The organism is Acidocella sp. (assembly GCF_035535915.1).
Classification (GTDB): Bacteria; Pseudomonadota; Alphaproteobacteria; order Acetobacterales; family Acetobacteraceae; genus Acidocella.
In genome coordinates, this window is record NZ_DATLPB010000027.1 from 1 (window position 1) to 17396 (window position 17396).

18 protein-coding genes are annotated in these 17396 nt (G+C 64.0%); 5 read left to right on the plus strand and 13 right to left on the minus strand.

Going from position 1 to position 17396, the window contains the following annotated elements; translation table 11 throughout:
- Both nadA and VNC39_RS03725 read right to left on the minus strand, forming a co-directional pair.
- The coding region (gene nadA, locus VNC39_RS03720) for a quinolinate synthase NadA (protein ID WP_325395398.1) at nucleotides 1-357 on the minus strand (357 nt) is incomplete at its 3' end.
- A gap of 78 nt (nucleotides 358-435) precedes the next feature.
- Nucleotides 436-1326: an NUDIX hydrolase gene (locus tag VNC39_RS03725; protein WP_325396302.1), complete on the minus strand. Its 891-nt coding sequence runs from the start codon at nucleotides 1324-1326 to the stop codon at nucleotides 436-438.
- 190 nt (nucleotides 1327-1516) lie between these two features.
- On the opposite strand from VNC39_RS03725, the gene VNC39_RS03730 reads away from it, so the two are divergent.
- Nucleotides 1517-2716 carry an MFS transporter gene (locus VNC39_RS03730; RefSeq protein WP_325396304.1) on the plus strand — a complete coding sequence of 400 codons (1200 nt, stop codon included), beginning with the start codon at nucleotides 1517-1519 and terminating at the stop codon, nucleotides 2714-2716.
- Nucleotides 2717-2968: 252 nt separating this feature from the next.
- Nucleotides 2969-3553: a lipocalin family protein gene (locus VNC39_RS03735; RefSeq protein ID WP_325396306.1), complete on the plus strand. Its 585-nt coding sequence runs from the start codon at nucleotides 2969-2971 to the stop codon at nucleotides 3551-3553.
- Nucleotides 3554-3694: 141 nt separating this feature from the next.
- On the opposite strand, the gene VNC39_RS03740 is transcribed toward VNC39_RS03735, so the two are convergent.
- Both VNC39_RS03740 and VNC39_RS03745 read right to left on the minus strand, forming a co-directional pair.
- Nucleotides 3695-5284, minus strand: coding sequence for a SulP family inorganic anion transporter (locus tag VNC39_RS03740; protein WP_325396308.1), 1590 nt, complete (start codon nucleotides 5282-5284; stop codon nucleotides 3695-3697).
- Nucleotides 5285-5438: 154 nt separating this feature from the next.
- Complete coding sequence (locus VNC39_RS03745) at nucleotides 5439-6002, minus strand: YSC84-related protein (protein ID WP_325396310.1); 564 nt, start codon at nucleotides 6000-6002, stop codon at nucleotides 5439-5441.
- Nucleotides 6003-6300: 298 nt separating this feature from the next.
- Between VNC39_RS03745 and VNC39_RS03750 the strand changes: the two genes are divergently transcribed.
- A complete protein-coding gene (locus VNC39_RS03750; protein WP_325396312.1) occupies nucleotides 6301-7707 on the plus strand; it encodes an MFS transporter in 1407 nt (468 codons plus the stop codon).
- A gap of 288 nt (nucleotides 7708-7995) precedes the next feature.
- On the opposite strand, the gene VNC39_RS03755 is transcribed toward VNC39_RS03750, so the two are convergent.
- The 4 genes from VNC39_RS03755 to VNC39_RS03770 form a co-directional block, all read right to left on the minus strand.
- The gene (locus tag VNC39_RS03755) at nucleotides 7996-8982 is read right to left on the minus strand and encodes a 2-hydroxyacid dehydrogenase (RefSeq protein ID WP_325396314.1); all 987 of its coding nucleotides are present in this window, start codon (nucleotides 8980-8982) and stop codon (nucleotides 7996-7998) included.
- Complete coding sequence (locus VNC39_RS03760) at nucleotides 8979-10007, minus strand: 2-keto-3-deoxygluconate permease (RefSeq protein ID WP_325396316.1); 1029 nt, start codon at nucleotides 10005-10007, stop codon at nucleotides 8979-8981. The genes VNC39_RS03755 and VNC39_RS03760 overlap by 4 nt, the downstream gene beginning before the upstream one ends.
- A gap of 83 nt (nucleotides 10008-10090) precedes the next feature.
- Nucleotides 10091-11023 carry a 2-hydroxy-3-oxopropionate reductase gene (locus tag VNC39_RS03765; RefSeq protein WP_325396334.1) on the minus strand — a complete coding sequence of 311 codons (933 nt, stop codon included), beginning with the start codon at nucleotides 11021-11023 and terminating at the stop codon, nucleotides 10091-10093.
- A gap of 8 nt (nucleotides 11024-11031) precedes the next feature.
- On the minus strand, nucleotides 11032-11847 hold the full coding sequence (locus tag VNC39_RS03770; protein WP_325396318.1) for an IclR family transcriptional regulator: 816 nt from the start codon (nucleotides 11845-11847) through the stop codon (nucleotides 11032-11034).
- A gap of 208 nt (nucleotides 11848-12055) precedes the next feature.
- Here VNC39_RS03770 and VNC39_RS03775 point away from each other — a divergent pair, with 208 nt between their 5' ends.
- Nucleotides 12056-12508, plus strand: coding sequence for a Fur family transcriptional regulator (locus tag VNC39_RS03775; RefSeq protein WP_325396320.1), 453 nt, complete (start codon nucleotides 12056-12058; stop codon nucleotides 12506-12508).
- 134 nt (nucleotides 12509-12642) lie between these two features.
- Here VNC39_RS03775 and VNC39_RS03780 read toward each other — a convergent pair whose 3' ends face one another.
- Both VNC39_RS03780 and VNC39_RS03785 read right to left on the minus strand, forming a co-directional pair.
- Nucleotides 12643-13338, minus strand: coding sequence for an LrgB family protein (locus VNC39_RS03780; RefSeq protein WP_325396322.1), 696 nt, complete (start codon nucleotides 13336-13338; stop codon nucleotides 12643-12645).
- On the minus strand, nucleotides 13331-13735 hold the full coding sequence (locus VNC39_RS03785) for a CidA/LrgA family protein (RefSeq protein WP_325396324.1): 405 nt from the start codon (nucleotides 13733-13735) through the stop codon (nucleotides 13331-13333). The genes VNC39_RS03780 and VNC39_RS03785 overlap by 8 nt, the downstream gene beginning before the upstream one ends.
- A gap of 189 nt (nucleotides 13736-13924) precedes the next feature.
- Between VNC39_RS03785 and VNC39_RS03790 the strand changes: the two genes are divergently transcribed.
- Nucleotides 13925-14848, plus strand: coding sequence for a LysR family transcriptional regulator (locus tag VNC39_RS03790; protein ID WP_325396326.1), 924 nt, complete (start codon nucleotides 13925-13927; stop codon nucleotides 14846-14848).
- Nucleotides 14849-14869: 21 nt separating this feature from the next.
- On the opposite strand, the gene VNC39_RS03795 is transcribed toward VNC39_RS03790, so the two are convergent.
- The 3 genes from VNC39_RS03795 to VNC39_RS03805 all read right to left on the minus strand — a co-directional run.
- Complete coding sequence (locus tag VNC39_RS03795; protein WP_325396328.1) at nucleotides 14870-15190, minus strand: hypothetical protein; 321 nt, start codon at nucleotides 15188-15190, stop codon at nucleotides 14870-14872.
- Between the two features lie 247 nt (nucleotides 15191-15437).
- On the minus strand, nucleotides 15438-15977 hold the full coding sequence (locus VNC39_RS03800; RefSeq protein WP_325396330.1) for an NUDIX hydrolase: 540 nt from the start codon (nucleotides 15975-15977) through the stop codon (nucleotides 15438-15440).
- 31 nt (nucleotides 15978-16008) lie between these two features.
- Nucleotides 16009-17396: exopolysaccharide biosynthesis polyprenyl glycosylphosphotransferase (locus VNC39_RS03805; RefSeq protein ID WP_325396332.1), on the minus strand; the 1388-nt coding region annotated here is incomplete at its 5' end.

The window sequence follows — 17396 nt, forward strand, 5'->3', positions numbered from 1 at the left end:
CAGCGCGATGTCCGCCGGGGTGATGGATTCCGCGAGCGAGCAGCCGGCCTTGGCGTCCGGGATCAGCACGGTCTTGCCCGGGTTCAGCAGCTTGGCGGTCTCGGCCATGAAATGCACGCCGGCCAGCACGATCACGTCGGCGTCGACCTTCACCGCCTCGCGCGCCAAGGCCAGGCTGTCGCCGACAATGTCGGCCACGCCGTGGAAAATCTCCGGGGTCTGGTAGTTGTGCGCGAGGATCACCGCGCGGCGCGCGCGCTTGAGCTCCTGGATGGCTTGCACATCCGCCTCCATCGTCGCCCACTCCGCGGGCGGGATGACGTGGCTGACACGCTGATAAATCGGATCGAAGGGCATCTGGGCTCCTTTATACTCAAACTGAGTATAATTTACGCCGCTCGTTATACTCATATTGAGTATAAGTAGGCAAGTGAACTATCGGATAAGGGGTAGCTTGGTGCCCGAGAATTCCCGTTCTTCCAGCACCGAGGGCCGGAAGCGGAACAGTTTGGCGGGCCGCCCGGCGAGGCCGGCGGAGACCTGGCCGGTTTCTTCCACCAGATCCTGCTGTTCGATCAGCCGGCGGAAATTCGGCTTGTGCAGGGTTTGGCCGGCCAGCGCCTCAATGGCCTGCTGCAGTTCCAGCATGGTGAAGGTGCTGGGCAGCAGCTCGAACACGACCGGCCGGTATTTGATTTTGGCGCGCAGCCGGGCGATGGCCGTGGCGAGAATGCGGCGATGGTCATGATTCATCGCCGACCCCGGCAGCGGGTCCGCGGGCAGGCTGGGCCGGGCGCGGATCGCTTCCTGCACCAGACCGGCCTCGTAGAGCAGCTCGTAGCGCTGCAGCACCAGCTCCTCGTTCCACAACCGCCCCTCCTGGCCGAACAGGCTGGCGACACGGAGCCGCCGGGCAGTGTTGTCGCCGCTCCAGTCGGCCAGCCGGGGCATGATCACCCGGTTGATCAACGATGTCGGCCGCCGCCGGTCTTCCCAGGGAAAATAAATATACCAGCTGCACCAGGCGGTGTCCGGATCGGTCGTCGCACCTTCGCGGCTGAGTCCCAGATAGCTGATGGAAATACTGCGCAAGCCGTGCGGGCGTTGCTGATCGGTGAAGGTGTAGAGCTGTTCGACATAGCCGAGCGGATGATGCGTCTGCCGTTCCACCCAGGCACGCAGCCCCGTCTGCAGCGAGCGATGCCCAGTCTCGAGCTGGCCGGACGGTAGGGCCGTGCCCGATTCGATGGTGAGCACGCGCGGATCGCCATGGGTGACGGCGACCAGAACGGCGATCAGCTCGGCTTGGACCGGGTCGTGGCTCATGGCTGCGTTGTGCCGCATATGTGTAAATTTCGGAAGCGCGAACAAGGGGTTGCGAACTAAAACCCGGGATCGGGCAGATATTTTTTTATACGTAATATAGATATATCATATCAGATCTATCTACTTGAATGATTTTGGATCCCAAGCCATTTGTGCGCTGCACAAACTATTCAAGACTGACGAGGTTGAAGTGGATTCTAATCAACAGGGGCAGCAGGGCCGCGATGGCCATGTGGGGCTCGCTTTGTTCGCCCTGGCGATGGGTGGCTTTGCGATCGGCACCACGGAATTCGGCACCATGGGGCTGGTGCCGTATTTTGCGCCCGGCCTGCATATCAGCGTGCCCGATGCGGGGCATGTGATCAGCGCCTACGCGCTGGGCGTCGTGGTCGGCGCGCCGGTTCTGGCGATTGCCGCGGCGCGGCTGTCGCGCCGCATTGTGCTGATCGGGCTGATGGGCTGTTTCGCCGTGGCGAACGGGCTGACCGCCTTTGCCTCCGACTATCATTGGATGCTGTTTTTCCGCTTCCTCTCCGGGCTGCCGCATGGCGCCTATTTCGGCGTTGCGGCGCTGGTCGCGGCCTCGCTGGTGCCGCCTGAACGCCGTGCCCAGGCGATCTCGCGCGTGCTGTTGGGGCTGACCATCGCCACCATTTTTGGTGTGCCGGCGGCCAACGTCATCGGCCAGCTTGTGGGCTGGCGCTGGGCCTTTGCTCTGGTGGCGGTGCTGGCCTTGACCACCGCCGGGCTGGTTTATGCCCTGGTGCCGGCCGACAAACCGTCCAGGCATGCCAGCCCGCTGCGCGAGCTGCACGCGCTGAAGCACCGGCAGGTATGGCTGGCGCTGGGCATGGGCGCCATCGGCTTCGGCGGCATGTTCGCGGTGTACACCTATCTGGCCTCGACGTTGATGGATGTGACCCATGCCGCCCCGGCGGTCGTGCCGATCATGCTCGCGGTGTTCGGCGTCGGCCTTACGGCCGGCAACCTCATCAGTGCCTGGTTCGCCGACAAGGCGCTGATGCCGACCGTGGCCGGGGTGCTGATTTGGACCGCCGTGGCGCTGGCGCTGTATCCGTTCGCGTTGCACTCGGTGTGGTCGATGGCCCTCGTGGTGTTTCTGGTCGGCGGCGGCGGCGGGCTGGCGACGCCGCTGCAGGCGCGGCTCATGGAGGTGGCGGAGCATGCCCAGACCCTGGCGGCGGCGCTCAACCACAGCGCCTTCAACACCGCCAATGCGCTGGGGCCCTGGCTCGCCGGCATGGCGATCGGCGCCGGGTTCGGCTGGCAGTCGGCCGGCTGGGTCGGCTTCGCCCTGACGCTGGGCGGCCTCGTCATCTGGGCGCTCTCGGCGCTGGAGGACCGGCGCATGGCGAACGCCACCGCGTAGGGGAAAGTAAGGAAGGAAGCGCTACTTTTTGTGAACAAAAAGTAGCAAAAAAACTTTGTTATGCTGGGCCTCAGGCTGTGTCGGCGCCAACGCCCATGCCCTCCGGGGCTATTCCAACGGTGCTACGCACCGCCGGAACCTTCAGCCCCTCCGCCCAGCGTAAACAAAAGTTTTTGCGCCGCTTTTTTCAAAAAGCGGCTGCTTGCTTCCTTATTCATTGAGTTTCCGGCGCCCCGCGCGCAATCTGCTTTCATGCACATCACAGGGCAGGGCAAAAGCCGGAGCACGGCGTTGGCGCGCCTGGCGCTGCCGGGGTTGGCGGTGGTGGTCGCGAGCCTGCTTCTGGCCGGCAAGGCGACGGCGCAGCGCGTCGGCAACCCGGTGGTGCCGGAACCGCTGAAGCCGGTCGACCTGCCGCGTTATCTTGGCCGCTGGTATGAGTTTGCCCGCTACGATAACCGCTTCGAATGGCACTGCGAGGCGGTGACGGCCGAATATTTTCAGCGTCCGGACGGGCTGATCGGGATCGTGAACACCGCACGCCGGGGCAGTCCTGGCGGTCGCGTGCGGGTCGCGACCGGACGCGCCAAAATCGTCCCCGGATCGGGCAATGCCAAATTGCGCGTAAGCTTTTTCGGGCCGCTCTTCTGGGGGCATTACTGGGTGCTGGACCATGACGACGCGTATGAGTGGGCGGTCGTCGGCGAGCCATCCGGAAAATATTTATGGCTTCTGACACGCGAGGCGGTGCCTGGATCGGAGCTGCAGGAATTGCTCGTGGCGCGGGCCCGCGCGCTGGGTTTTGACACGCACCGCTTGCACCGTACGCTGCAGTAAGAAAGTAGCCGCTTTTTGAAAAAAGCGGCGCAAAAATTTTTATTACGCTGGGCTATGGGCGTTGACGCCGACGCAGCTTGAGACCCAGAAAAATAAAGTTTTTTTGCTACTTTTTGTTCACAAAAAGTAGCCTTATCCTTTTTATTTCCTCGCCTGCGCCGCCGCAAACGCATCGGCGACGCTGTGATAACTGCGGCGGTCGGCCAGGTCGGCGGCGCCGACGCGGTGCAACTCGTCGCGAATATGGTCTTTGATCCGGGCGAGCAGCAGAACCCCGCCGTCGCAGGAGAGCCGGGCATCGAAATCGGTCAGCGTGTCCAGCGCGGTACTGTCGAGATCGGGGCTTTCCTCCAATGACAGGATGACGATGCGGTTCTTCCCACCGGTGCGCGCGGCGATGGTCGTGAAAATCTCTTCGGCATTGGCGAAGAACAGGGGCTCGGCCGGGCGCAGGATCGAAATGTCCGGGTCCGTGCGCGCATCGGGGTTGCGCGTGAGGTCGGCGAAATCATGGCTGTCGCCGAGTTGGCCGAGTTCGGTGATCCGCGCCGCGGAGAAACGCTGCAGCAGCGCCAGCAGCGAGAACCCCACGGCGATCAGCATACCGTTCATCACGCCCAGAACCAGCACGCCGGCGACCGCGGTGGTGGCGACATATTGGTCGCGGTCGATGCGCCAGAGGCGGAGCAGGGGGGAGAGGTCGAGCGCGTGAAACAGCGAGGCGACGACCACCGCGCTCAGCACCGGCGTCGGCAACAAAGCGATGAGGCCGCGCCCCCACAGCGTGAGGAGCAAAATGAGACCCATGGCGGCGAGCCCGGCCAGGCGGCTCCTGGCGCCGGCCGCCTCCGCTGCCGAGGAGGCGGAGAATCCGGCGCCGACCGGCATGCCTTGCAACAGCCCGGCCCCGAGATTGGCGCAGCCCAGTGCGATCAATTCCCGGTTGGTGCTGACCTGGTCGCCATGCCGCAATGCGAGGCCGCGGATCGAACTCCAGGATTCCGCGAACAAAATGATGAAAAGCGGCAGGGCGACGTTCACGACGCCGGTCCAGTCGGCGGCTGACAAGGACGGCACGGCAAAATGGGGCAAGGCGAACGCGATGTGGCCGACCAGCCCCACATGCCAGGCGCGCAAATCGACGCAGGCCGAGAGCAAGATGCCGGCGGCCAGCACCAGAACTTGCGCCGGTATGGCGGGGTGGCGGCGCAGCACGGCCAAGATGCCCAGAGCGGCCGCGCCGAGCAGAAGGGGGGCGGGATGCCAATGCGGCAGCGCTAGAAGCAGGTGCCAGAGCAGCGGCAGCGTTGCCGGCGTGTTCGGTTCCACGCCGAGGATCGCCGGCAGCTGCTTCACCGTGATGACGACGGCGATGCCGAAGCTGAATCCGTGCAGCACCGGACGGGAAATGAAGCTGGCCAGTCCGCCGGCCCGCGCGATTCCGGCGATGAGGAAGAACCCCGCGGTGGCGAGGACCGCGGCGGCGGCGATGGCTTCGGGCTGCATGGACCGGCCATGCAGCGAGATGAGCACGGCGCCCAGGATCGCTGCGGAAGACGAGGTGGGCGCGACCATGGCGAACCGGCTGCGACCGCAGGCGGCATAGATGCCCAGGCCGACCAATGTGGCGATCAGCGCCGGTGCGGGCGGCAGACCGGCAATGGCGGCATAGGCGATGGCCGAAGGCAGCAGCAGCCCGCCGACTGAAAACCCGGCCAGGATGTCACGCATCAGGAGTTGGGGCTGCGCTGTGCCGGCGCAAAAATAAGTCTCGGGCCACGGATGGATTGCTTCTGCAACGAACGTCTCGAGCGGCTATTATAGGGCCGGCGCGAAACAGGTTCCAGACGTGAAAATGCCGATGCCCGAGACGGCGGGTTGCAGCCTAGGGCCCCGGATGGATCTGGGTGATCTTCGACCCTTCAAGCCCGATGCCGGCCATTAGGCCGTGCTCGCCGAACGGAATTGCGTACACGTCGTGCGTCAAGGTTGTGCTTGTCAGGTCGGCAGCGGCGCCCTTATCGAGCACGACCACGCTGGGACCGGAGCCGATTGCCCAGCCGTTGCTCTTCTGAAGATATTGGAGCGCGGCTTCATTCATGAAGAACAAGGCGTAGCTGAATCTCTGCCCCCCAGCCTGCAGGCCGAACGAGGCCGCCGAGATGTTGTAATAGCCGACGGTGGTGCCGTTGACGCGCAGCGCGCCGTCGCCGCTCTGGCCACCAATGATCAGCCCGGCTTTGATGATCTTCGGAAACACCAGAATGGCCGTCGCGCGGCTTGCGAGGTTGCGCGCCCTGGGCTGCGTCGAATAAAGCAGGTCAAGCGCCTTATTCGTCTCTGCATCGATGTCCCGCGCGGACGCGGCCAACGCGGGTGCGCTCATGAGCATCAGGCCGCCACCAAGCCCGGTGAGGACCAATAAAATCCGACGCCTTGTCTGGAGCATTCCGATCTCCCGCTGTTTTCATTCCTAGGCGGCATAACTCAGCATAGACGGCCCCGCCGCAACGGTTTCCGGACCGGAATCGGCAGAAGAAGCATGGTCGAATGCAGGTGGGCCGGGGTAGGGGGCGATGCGATTTTTGGTCCCGATCAAGTCGGGCCTAGCACAAAGAGGGCGCCCGATAAATGAAAATGATCATGCGCGGGGGCGGACCTGACTGGCCGGGGCGGCAATTTCGCATGCCCGTTTCCCGGCGTTTTGCGCTTGCCGGGCAACAGGTGGAACCCTAAGCCGAACCGTTATGAAGGATGACAGCGGCAGCGCCTCCGGCGGGGATTCTCTTTCGCATCCTGCAGCCACGAGACTGGTTCAGGTGGATGGCCTGGCGGCGCCACAACGTTATTGGGCCTTTGCCGCCGTTATGAGCACGGTGACGCTGGCGACGATGGACGCGACGATCGCCAATGTCGCGCTGCCGACGATCTCCCGGGATTTTCGCGCCACGCCCACGGATTCGATTGCGATCGTCAGCGCCTACCAACTGGCCATGGTCGTGCTGCTGTTGCCGTTGTCAAAGCTGGGCGAAATTTTCGGCTACCGGCGCGTTTATCTTTCGGGCATTGCCATTTTCACGGCAGCGTCTCTTGCCTGCGTGTTGTCCCATTCGATTGCCATGCTGACCGTGGCGCGCATTTTACAAGGGGTTGGCGCCGCCGGCATCAGCAGCACGAACACCGCGCTGATCCGCTATATTTTTCCGCAGGCGAATCTTGGCAAAGGGGTCGGCCTGAATTCGATGGCGGTGGCCATTGCCTCGACGATCGGCCCCAGTTTCGCCGGCATCATGCTTGCTTTCGCCTCATGGCAATGGTTGTTCCTCATCAACCTGCCGCTCGGAATCGTTGCCTTTGCCATCGGGTGGCGCAATTTGCCCGAGAGCGATCATGCGAAACAGCGGTTCGACATTCCAAGCGCCCTGCTGACGGCGATCGCCTTCGGCATGTTGATCGTCACCATCCAAAGCTTCAGCCACCCCACCGGGTGGCCGACGAGGGTGGCGCAGATCGGCGTCGGTTGCGGCGCCCTCGTCTGGGCGGTCCGCCGGCAGCTGGGATTGCCGGCGCCTTTATTGCCGGTGGATTTGCTGCGCCGGCCGGTCTTCGGGCTCTCGGTCGGCACGTCCATCTGCTCCTTCACCGCGCAAATGCTGGCGTTCGTTTCCTTGCCTTTTTTCCTCGAACGCAATCTTGGGCTCGATGTCACGACGACTGGCCTGCTCATCACGCCATGGCCGCTCAGCGTTGCCATAACAGCCGTCATTTCCGGCCGTCTGGCCGATCGCTATCCGGCCTCGATCCTGAATTGTCTCGGCTTGGCGGCGATGATGGCCGGCCTCGTTCTGCTCGGATTTTTGCCGCCGCATCCGGGCATCGTGGACATCGCGTTGCGCATGGCTTTGTGCGGCGCCGGCTTCGGTTTCTTTCAACCGCCGAATAACCGCGTCATCCTCACCGCGGCGCCCAGAACCCGCAGCGGTGCGGCGAGCGGCACGATCAGTTCCGCGCGTCTCCTCGGCCAAGGGACCGGTGCGGCGCTTGCCGCGCTGCTGCTGGCGCATGCCGGCGCGCAGGGGGCGGTGCTGTCTCTGTTTGCCGGCGCCGGCTTCGCCGGCCTGGCCGCCGTGCTGAGCTTGTTGCGGGCGGTGTAGGGGAGGCTTGAAGACGGACGACCTTGGATTATCCCAGATCGGCATCCAACTCGTCATTGCTTCGATCCCGAGCTTCTTCGCATTTTCTGCGTTCAGTCAAGGGTTTACCGCCTTCGGCGGCGCTTCGCGCCCTTGACTGAACGCAGAAAATGCGCGGAAAATGCAATGATCGAAAGAATGATGTCGGGGTGAACTCGGCATGTTCGGGGCTAGAGCCTGAGAATGGCGCAAAAAAAAAGCCGGCGGTGCACACCGCCGGCTTTTTCTGTAGCGCGAGGGCTTCGCAGATCAGGCTTTGGCCTTCAGCACGTCCGGGTTGACGCAAGTGTCCGGCGCCTGGCCGGAGAGCACCTTGATCACGTTGTTGACGGCGATCTCGCCCATCTTGAAGCGCGTCTCCGCGGTCGCCGAGGCGATATGCGGCACGATCACCACATTATCGAGCTCGGCTAGGCCCGGGGCGAGCGCCGGCTCGTCCTCGAACACGTCCAGACCGGCGCCCCAGATGGTTTTGGCGCGCAGCGCCTCGACCAGGGCCTTCTCGTCGATCACCGGGCCGCGCGCGGCGTTGATGAGGACAGCGGTCTTCTTCATCTGCTTCAGTTCCGCCGCGCCGATATAATGCTTCGTCTCGGGCAGCAGCGGCACATGCAGCGTAAGGAAGTCGGATTCCTTCAGCAGCGTCGCCTTGTCGACATAGCGGGCGTTGTGTTCCTTTTCGAAGGCGAGGTCGCGGTTCACATCGCTATAGATGATCTTCATGTCGAAACCGGCCGCCTTGCGTGCGACGTTCTTGCCGATCCGCCCCAGCCCGGCGATGCCGAGTGTGCGGTGATCGACATCGAGGCCGACGAAGAACAAAGGCGCCCAGCCGCGCCATTTTCCGGCGCGGACATAGGCATCCGCCTCGGCGATGCGGCGCGCCGTGGCGAGTAGCAAAGTGAAGGTGAGGGTGGCGGTCGCATCGTCCAGCACGCCCGGCGTGTTGGTAAGGATAACATTACGTTCAGTCGCGGCCTTGAGGTCGAAATTATTGAAGCCGACCGCATAGTTCGCGACGATCTTGCATTGCGGGCCGGCGGCGTCGAGCAGGCCGCCATCGATCGTGTCCGTGAGCAGGGACACGATCGCGTTTTTACCCCGGACCTTTTGCTTCAGCTCGTCATAGCTGAGCGCGCGGTCTTCCGAATTCACGTCGACGTCGAAATGCTTGCGCAACTCGTCGATGCAGACTTCCGGAATCATTCGGGTCACGTAAACGCTTGGCTTGGTCATGTAGAAGTCTCTCCCTGGAAGGATGAAGTCTGATGCAAGCGGTTCTCCTCGAGCGCCTCCTGCAGCAGGTCGTCGGTATTTAGCGCCATATCGCCACGGCGGCGATGCACAGTCTTGTAAACAAAGGAAGTCAGGATCGGCGTCAAGATGGCGGTGACGATCACCGAAGCCGCGACCTGCACGGTGGCGGCGGGTGCCACCGCCGCATAGCTCGGATCGGCCAGCGCCACGGCTTTCGGCACGGCGGCGGCGTTGCCGGCGGTGCTGGAGGCGGCCGCCCCGGCAATGCCGGATCCGCCGAGCAGGAGATCCGCCGTGATGCAGACCGCGCCAGTGGTGACGAGCACGAACAGGCCGAGCGCGATGCCGGGCAGGCCGGAATGGATCACCGACTCGAGATTGATGTTCTGCCCCAGCGTGAAGCCCATGAAGGGCACGATCAAAGGCTCCTGCGAGGAGAAGAATTTGCGCAGGTCTTCGTCCAGATTGCCGAGGATGGCGCCGGCGGCGATCGGCGCGATCACCGAGACCATGGTGAGCCAGGGAATATGCGCCAGTCCCGCGCCGACCAGCACCAGCATCGTCACGAACGGGCCGGTCTCGATGCTCTGCGGCACGTAGGTGCCGGCGTCGTCCTTGTCGCCCATCACACTGGTCAGCGCCAGGAACATGCCGCCATTGGTATCGTTCAGCGCCGCCATCAAGGCCAGCGTGCTGTAGCCCCAGAGGTTGCCTCCGAAAATCTTGCCGACGGTGATGGCGACGAGGGCCGCGAACCCGACCTTGGCGAAGAGGATGCCGAAGCCGCGCTTGAGCATCCGCGGCGCTGCGCGCATCGTCATCTTGTTGCCGACGACGAACAGATACATCCCCAGGATCGTCGGATAGCCGGCGCCGCTCAGCGCCTGGGTGAAGCCACCGATTTGCAGAAGATGGGGAAAGAAGGTGTTGATGATGATGCCGATGAACAATGGCACCACCATCAACCCGCCAGGTACGCGGTTGACGAATTTATATATTTTCATGATTGTTTCGCTCCCTAAACTAAGGCATCCATCAAGACGGCATGGGTCGACCTCTGCGGCAGTTGGTTGTGGGGTGGGGGATGTTAGGCGGTCGCGCTGGAAAGCTCGTGGCTGGCCAGCATCTCCAGGGCCTTCAGCATCGCCGAATGGTCCCAGTTGCTGCCGCCCTGCGCCGCGCAGGCGCTGAACAATTGCTGTGCGATCGCGGTGTTGGGCAGGCTGAGCTGCAGCGTCCTGGCACCTTCCAGCGCCAGATTGAGGTCTTTCTGATGCAGCGCGATGCGGAAGCCCGGCGCAAAATTCCGGTTGATCATGCGCTCGCCATGCACTTCGAGGATGCGCGAATTCGCGAACCCGCCCATCAGCGCCTTGCGCACCTTGGTGATGTCGGCGCCGGCCTTGGAGGCGAACAGCAGCGCCTCGCTGACCGCCTCGATGGTCAGGGCGACGATGATCTGGTTGGCGATTTTCGTGGTCTGGCCGTCGCCGTTGCCGCCGACGAGGGTGATGTTCTTGCCCATCTTCTCAAACAGCGGCTTGACCTTTTCGAAGGCCGCTTCCGGGCCGCCGACCATGATGGTGAGCGAGGCGGCTTTGGCGCCGACATCGCCGCCGGAGACCGGCGCATCGAGATACTGGCAGCCCTTGGCTTCGATCTTGTGGGCGAATTCCTTGGTCTCGATCGGTGAGATCGAACTCATGTCGACGACGATCTTGCCCGCCGACAAGCCTTCGGCGACGCCGTTTTCGCCGAACAGAGCGGCGGCCACCTGGGGCGTGTCCGGCACCATGAGAATGATGATCTCGGCCTGGGCGGCCACGTCTTTCGGCGTGGCGCAGGCGGTGCCGCCCTGGTCCAGCAATTCTTTCGCGGGGCCGCTCGGCGTGTACAGGAACAATTTATGCCCCGCCGCGATCAGATGCCCCGCCATCGGCTTGCCCATCACGCCCAAACCGATAAATCCGACATTCGCCATAAAAATTCCTTTCGTTTCCTGGCTGTTCCCTGGCTGTATCCGCGCCGTCAACCGGTGAAGGCGCGGTGGGAAATTTCGCTGGCCACCGCCACCAGGCGCGGCGCGATCAGTTCGAAGCGTGCCTGGTCGATCTGCAAAATCGTGCCGACGGCGCTGATGGCGGCCACCACGTTGTGCTGCCGGTCGAACACCGGCGCGGCAACGCAGCGTATGTTCGGCACGTTCTCCTCGTCGTCGGTGGCCCAGCCATTGGCGCGGACCAATTGCAGGTGCGCGTGCATCGCCGCCGGGCTGGTGATCGTGTACGGGGTGTTCTGTACCCAATTGATGGCGGCCAGGGCTTGTTGCAGCTCCGCGTCGGGTAGCCAGGCCAGGAGCACTTTGCCCAGGGCGGAGCTGTGCAGCGAAAAGCGTTTCCCGACCCAGGAGTCGACCCGGATCGGCTGATCGCAGTCGATTTTCGAGAGATAGACCGCCTCAGCCCCCTCGCTGACGCCCAGATGGCATGTGAGTTGAAGCTCACCGGCCAAGGCGCGGAGCAGCGGCAGGGATTCGGCTTCGACGAACCGGTGGCTGGCGGCGAACGCGCCGAGCTCCGTGAGCTTCAGCCCCAGCACGAAGCCGCGATCCGGCCGCATGCGCACGAGGCCAAGCCTTGAGAGCGTGCTCAGCAGGTTATGCGTGCTGCTTTTCGGCAGGCCGAGCCGGCCGTGAATCGAGGTGAAATCAAGCCCGGGATTTTTCGCGACGAGGTCGAGGATGGCAAAGCCGCGTGTCAGGGCCGGCACCACCATGTCGCTGCCGGGAACTTTTCGTAACGTCATCCCCGTCACGGGCGCGCTTGGCTCCGCTGTGCCGTCCATTTCCTCTCCGCCGTTTGTTCATTGGTCTGAACAAAAGTTCTGCATTAAATCCCGCATATCATGTGGAAAATTTGCATGCAATGAAAAATACCTTGCCATTTCCTGACAAATCCCGTTGCGCCGCACAAATCGCACGGCGCCGGGGCGCCTGTCACCGCAGGGAGGATATGATATACTGTCCAACGAAACACGGATTGCGAGGGGCACGATGACCGACAAACGCGACCTGCAGCACCGGCTGGATGAGGCCGCGTCCGTCTGCGCCGAGAATGGCGCGCAGCTAACGGAACTGCGCCGCGCGGTGCTGAGCCTGGTGCTGGAAGCCGACGGGCCGCTCACCGCCTATCAGCTGCTCGACAAGCTGAAAGAGACAAGGCGTAACGCCGTGCCCGCGACGATCTACCGTGCGCTGGATTTCCTGCAGACGCAGAGGCTGATCCATCGTATCGAGAAGCTGAACGCTTTCATCCCCTGCACGGAAGCCGACCACCATCATCACGCCGCGCAGTTCCTGATCTGCCGGATGTGCGGCACGGTGGCGGAAATCGAGGACCATGCGGTGGCGCACGCGTTGGAGCAGGCGGCAAAGCGCCAGGGCTTTCGCCCCGGCAATGCGGTGATCGAGGTAGATGGGGTTTGCGCCGCCTGCGCGGCCGCATAAACAAAAGGAAGAAGCCGCTTTTTTGAAAAAAAGCGGCGCAAAAAACTTTTGTTCACGCTGGGCCCGGGGCGGTGACACCGGCACGGGCCAAACTAACAAAAAACTACTTTTTGTTCACAAAAAGTAGCGCTTTCTTAAAGCCAGTGCCAGGACCAGAAGACCGGCACCAGGATGGCGGTGACGATGGCGTTCACCCCGACGGCGAGCGCCGCGTAGGCGCCGGCCTGTGGGTTGCGGCTGACCGCCTGGGCCGCGCCGATGCCGCTGCCGGCCACGCCCGCGGTGAGGCCGAACACACGATGATCGGTGATGCCGAGCCGTGCGAGCACCGGTTCGGCGATGATGGCGACGATGATGCCGCCGACGATCGCGAACAACGCCGCCAGGGCCGGAACGCCGCCGATATGTGCGGAGATCTGCATGGCGATCGGCGTGGTCACCGCTTTGGGCGCCATCGACAGCGCCAGGATTTTGCTGCCGCCCAGAACGCTCAAAATGAGCGGCGCGGAAATCGCTGCGCTCACCGCACCGGCGACGATGGCGGCACCGATCGGCCAGGACTCCCGCGCCATGGTTTTCGCATGCCGGGCGAGGGGAATGCCGAGCGCGACGGTGGCCGGGCCAAGCAGCCAGGCGATCGCGCCACCGCCATGCCGCATGTAGGCGGCATAATTCTGGTGGCTGAGCAGCAGCACGGCGATGACGACGAGCATGGCGATGAGCGTCGCATTGGCCGCCGGGTGCCGTGCCCGGCGGTTGACTGCCTTGCCAAAGGCAAAGGCCGCGATCGACAGGGCTATGTAAAAAACGGTGAGACCCAGCCTATCCATGGAGCGACGCGTCCTTCCAGGTGGCGCGGCGCCGGTTGAGCAGGACATGCATGGTCATTGCGGTGACGACGAGGGAGAGCAGGGAGGACAACACCAGGCTGGCCACGATACCGAGCAGGCTGCTCCGCAATTGAGGGATGTTCGCCATCACCCCGACACCGGCGGGGATGAAGAAAAATGCGTAATGCTTCAAGAAATGCTCGCCGCAGGCGATCACCGCTCGTGAAGCTGCGCCTTGGTGCAGGGTCAGAAACACGAACAGCAGCACCATGCCGACCAACGGCCCCGGCAGCGGCAGATATTGCGCGGCCAGGTTGCCGAGCCAGAGCATTCCCAGCAGGATCGCGAAGCCGGCGGCAAGCCGCAGCGCGGTGGCGGTAACAAGCGGCATGTTCATCGCGCGGATCCGGCCGCATCCGGCGCGGCCAAAGGCAGACAGGCACAAGCCTTGCTCATCAAAGTCATCCTTGGTTTGGGACGGGGCCGCGCGCTCATTGAGAGGCGGGGCGGGAGGAACTCTTGCCGCAATTCATTCTGCCCTGGTAGCGTGGGAATTAGAAAATCAGTTTTGCGCCACGGGGTATGAATGGATCGGTTGACCCAGCTTCGCTATTTCGTCCGCGCTGCCGAGCTGGGCGGGTTTTCTCGTGCGGCCCTGGAGGCGGGGGTCAAGCCGAGCTCCGTCTCGCGGGCGATCACGGAACTGGAGACGGAACTCGGTGCCGCGCTGTTCAACCGCTCGACCCGGCGGCTGCATCTCACGGAGATTGGCGGCGCGTTTTTGCTCCGTGCCCGGCGCATTCTGGATGAGCTGGAGGAAGCCTACACCGCCGCCAGCGCCTTCAACGCCCGGCCGCAGGGGATATTGCGGCTCAACGTGCCCGGCGCTTTCGGCCGGCTGCATATCGTGCCGTTCCTGCCGCCATTCGCCGCGCGGTACCCGGATATAAGGCTCGATGTCACCTTTACCGATGCGGTGGTCGATATCATCGAGACCGGGACCGACCTCGCCATCCGTACCGGGGCGTTGCCGGACTCACGGCTCAAGGCGCGCAAGCTGGCGCCGCACCGGCGCGTGCTGTGCGCGGCGCCGCAATTTGCCGCCTTGCACGGGCCGATCGACACGCCGTCCGACCTGCAACGTTGTCCCGCCGTGCTGTTCAGTCGGCAGCTCGGCGACCGCTGGGTGCTGATCGATGAGGCGGGACAGCGCGAGGATATCATGTGCACCGGCCGCTTTCGTGCCAATGACAGCGAGGCGCTGCTGGCGGCCGCCCTGGCCGGCATCGGCATGGCGCTGTTGCCGAGCTGGATTGCCGGCCACGCGCTGCAGACCGGGCAGCTAGTGCGGCTGCTGCCGCGCCATGAGGCGATGTTCACCCCGGAAGAGCGTTTCGTCTGGGCAATCTACCCGCCGAAACGCGTCGTCCCGCCCAAGGTCCGCGTGTTCATTGACGATTTCGCGGCGCATATCGGCGCGCCGCCCTACTGGGATGTTGGTAGCGCCTGAACGAAGCGCGCTCCGGCGGTCTTATTGGTTGTTGGTGGATTGGCCGTTGATGGTGGGAATCGCATAACCGTGCAGCAAGCCGCGGATGGGCGGGGGCTGGATGCTGCCGCCGGTCACGCCGGGGGTCATCGTGCTGTTGCCGGCGCCGTTGGTCATTGAAGCGCCAGGCAGGAGTTGCCGTGGCGTGCCGTTGGGGTTGGTGCCGAGCACGCGGTTGATGTTGGCCCCATACATCGCCCCGCCGTCGGAATTCAGCCCGCCATTCACGTTGCCGCCGACCTGCGCCAAAGCGTGGCCCGACAGGCCAAGAACGAGACCGACGGTGAGAAGCCCGCGTAGCATGGATGATCTCCGAAAAACGTTTTGCAACCAATGTGGTCGGTGGGCGGGCGGACGGGAAGATAGGGCGCAAAACATTTTTATGAATGAACGAAAGCGAGGGGAAGAAAGTCGCCGCTTTTTGAAAAAAGCGGCACCAAAAACTTTTGTTATGCTGGGCATGGGCTGTGTCTGGGACAACGCCCATGCCCTCCGGGGCTATTCCAACGGTGCTGCGCACCGCCGGAACCTTCAGCCCCTCCGCCCAGCGTTAATAAAGTTTTTTTGGTACTTTTTGTTCACAAAAAGTACCGCTTCCTTTACTGTCCTGCTGCTGCAGATAGGCCTCGACCGGTCCGGTCACCTCGACCTGGCGCCATTCGGACAGCGGCACCAGCCGCGCGGCGACGATTTCCCGGTTGTCGAGGCAGAGCGGCGGCAACTCATCCAGGCGCCACTCGAACACATGCACGACCTCCCGCCGGCTGAGCCACACGCCGGTGAGGCGGGCCGCCGGAACCAGGGGGCCAGCCGTGAGCCCCGTCTCTTCGAACAGTTCGCGTCGCGCCGCGGCCTCTGGAGGCTCGCCTTTTTTCACGCCGCCGCCGGGAAAATTCCAGGCCGTGCGGTAGGAGGCGCGCAACAGCAGCAGATTGTGCATCACATGCACGGCGACCAGCGCGCCTTCATGGTGCGGCCGGCGCAGTTTCCACCATAGTTTGGCGCCCGCGAAGGCCAGGCGGTAGGCTGCGCGCCAGGTGCGGTCGCTCAACGAGGGCGCGCTTGAGCCCTGGTCCGGGCGGACCTGCATGAGGCTGAGACCATCGCTTGAAACATGGGTCTCACACATTGTCCTGGGGCGGAAACAAGGCGGAAGGGACGGTCATGGCGAGGATTTTCAGGTCGCGGAGGAACGACCAGGTCTTGATGTATTCGAAGTCGAATTCCACGCGCTTGCGCAGTTTTTCTTCCGTGTCGGTATTGCCGCGCCAGCCATTCACCTGGGCCCAGCCGGTCATGCCTGGCTTGACGCGGTAGCGCAGCATGTAGTCGGGCATGACTTCGGCATAGATGCGGCGGTCGGCCTTGGCGCGCGGGGCGTGCGGGCGGGGGCCGACCAGCGACATGTCGCCGAGCAGCACGTTGATGAGCTGCGGCAGTTCATCGATGGAGTATTTGCGCAGATATTTGCCGACGCGGGTGACGCGGGAATCGCCTTTGGAGACCAAGGCTTCGGCGGCGCCATCGGCGCGCGCGACATGCAGGCTGCGGAATTTGTAGATGTCGAAGCTGCGGCCGAACTGCCCGGTGCGCTTTTGCCGGAAGAAGACCGGCCCGGGGCTGTCGAGCTGGATGGCGAGCGCGACCAGCAGGAAGAGCGGGCTCAGCGGGATCAGCAAGCCCAGCGCCACGGCGAGGTCGAGCGTGCGCTTGGCGAAGGCGCCGGCGAGCGAAAAGGGCGGCACCATCAAGGTCGGCATCACCACGCCGTGGCTCTGGTGATGGGCCGGGCCGAGGCGCAGGGCCGGGGGGGTGGTGTCGGGCACCAGCCGCACGGTGAGCGGCAAAAAGCGCAGCCGGTCGATCAGTACGGAGATGCGCTCGCCCGCCGACCATGGCAGGGCCATGTAGACGTCCGACAATTCATGGTCGTGGATATAGCTGACCAGCCCGTCGATGGTGCCGAGATAAGGCAGCCGGTCGTGCAGCGGCCCGAGCCGCGCGGCGCGGTCGTCGAAGAAGCCGACCGGCAGAAGGTTCTGCCCGCGCTCGGCTTCCAGCTCGTTCAGCAGCCGCGCCGCCGCGGCGCTGTTGCCGATGAAGGCGACAGGGCGCGCCGGCCAGGTGCCCCGCGGCATGGTTTGCGAGAGCCGCAAGGCCAGCCAGCGCCAGGCGCTGATGGCGGCGGCCGCGCTCAGCGCCCACAGAACCAGGGCAGGCGCGCTGGCGACGATATGGCCGGAGAGCAGCAGCGCCACGGCGAACACGGCGGCGAGAATGCGCAGGGCTTCGGCGCGGCGGCGGCGCATCGGCGGGCGCGCCACCGCATCGGCCGCGACCAGAAGAAACACATAGGACGCGGCCATCGCCATCGGGTTCGGCAAAGCCACGCCGCCCATCACGGCTTTGACGATGGCGCCGCCGGCCAGCACCATCACGGCCTCGGCCAGAAGAATGCCGGCCTCCAGCAGCCGCACGAACAGGCCGGAGGTCCAGGAGGTGCGGCGGG

Bases quoted from the DNA above. Each gene is read 5' to 3' on its own strand.
- VNC39_RS03735 (WP_325396306.1), top strand. From the start codon at position 2,969: ATGCACATCACAGGGCAGGGCAAAAGCCGGAGCACGGCGTTGGCGCGC.
- VNC39_RS03780 (WP_325396322.1), bottom strand. From the start codon at position 13,338: ATGGATAGGCTGGGTCTCACCGTTTTTTACATAGCCCTGTCGATCGCG.
- VNC39_RS03725 (WP_325396302.1), bottom strand. From the start codon at position 1,326: ATGAGCCACGACCCGGTCCAAGCCGAGCTGATCGCCGTTCTGGTCGCC.
- VNC39_RS03740 (WP_325396308.1), bottom strand. From the start codon at position 5,284: ATGCGTGACATCCTGGCCGGGTTTTCAGTCGGCGGGCTGCTGCTGCCT.
- VNC39_RS03785 (WP_325396324.1), bottom strand. From the start codon at position 13,735: ATGAACATGCCGCTTGTTACCGCCACCGCGCTGCGGCTTGCCGCCGGC.
- VNC39_RS03750 (WP_325396312.1), top strand. From the start codon at position 6,301: ATGAAGGATGACAGCGGCAGCGCCTCCGGCGGGGATTCTCTTTCGCAT.
- VNC39_RS03775 (WP_325396320.1), top strand. From the start codon at position 12,056: ATGACCGACAAACGCGACCTGCAGCACCGGCTGGATGAGGCCGCGTCC.
- VNC39_RS03745 (WP_325396310.1), bottom strand. From the start codon at position 6,002: ATGCTCCAGACAAGGCGTCGGATTTTATTGGTCCTCACCGGGCTTGGT.
- VNC39_RS03755 (WP_325396314.1), bottom strand. From the start codon at position 8,982: ATGACCAAGCCAAGCGTTTACGTGACCCGAATGATTCCGGAAGTCTGC.
- VNC39_RS03790 (WP_325396326.1), top strand. From the start codon at position 13,925: ATGGATCGGTTGACCCAGCTTCGCTATTTCGTCCGCGCTGCCGAGCTG.
- VNC39_RS03795 (WP_325396328.1), bottom strand. From the start codon at position 15,190: ATGCTACGCGGGCTTCTCACCGTCGGTCTCGTTCTTGGCCTGTCGGGC.
- VNC39_RS03760 (WP_325396316.1), bottom strand. From the start codon at position 10,007: ATGAAAATATATAAATTCGTCAACCGCGTACCTGGCGGGTTGATGGTG.
- VNC39_RS03770 (WP_325396318.1), bottom strand. From the start codon at position 11,847: ATGGACGGCACAGCGGAGCCAAGCGCGCCCGTGACGGGGATGACGTTA.
- VNC39_RS03800 (WP_325396330.1), bottom strand. From the start codon at position 15,977: ATGCAGGTCCGCCCGGACCAGGGCTCAAGCGCGCCCTCGTTGAGCGAC.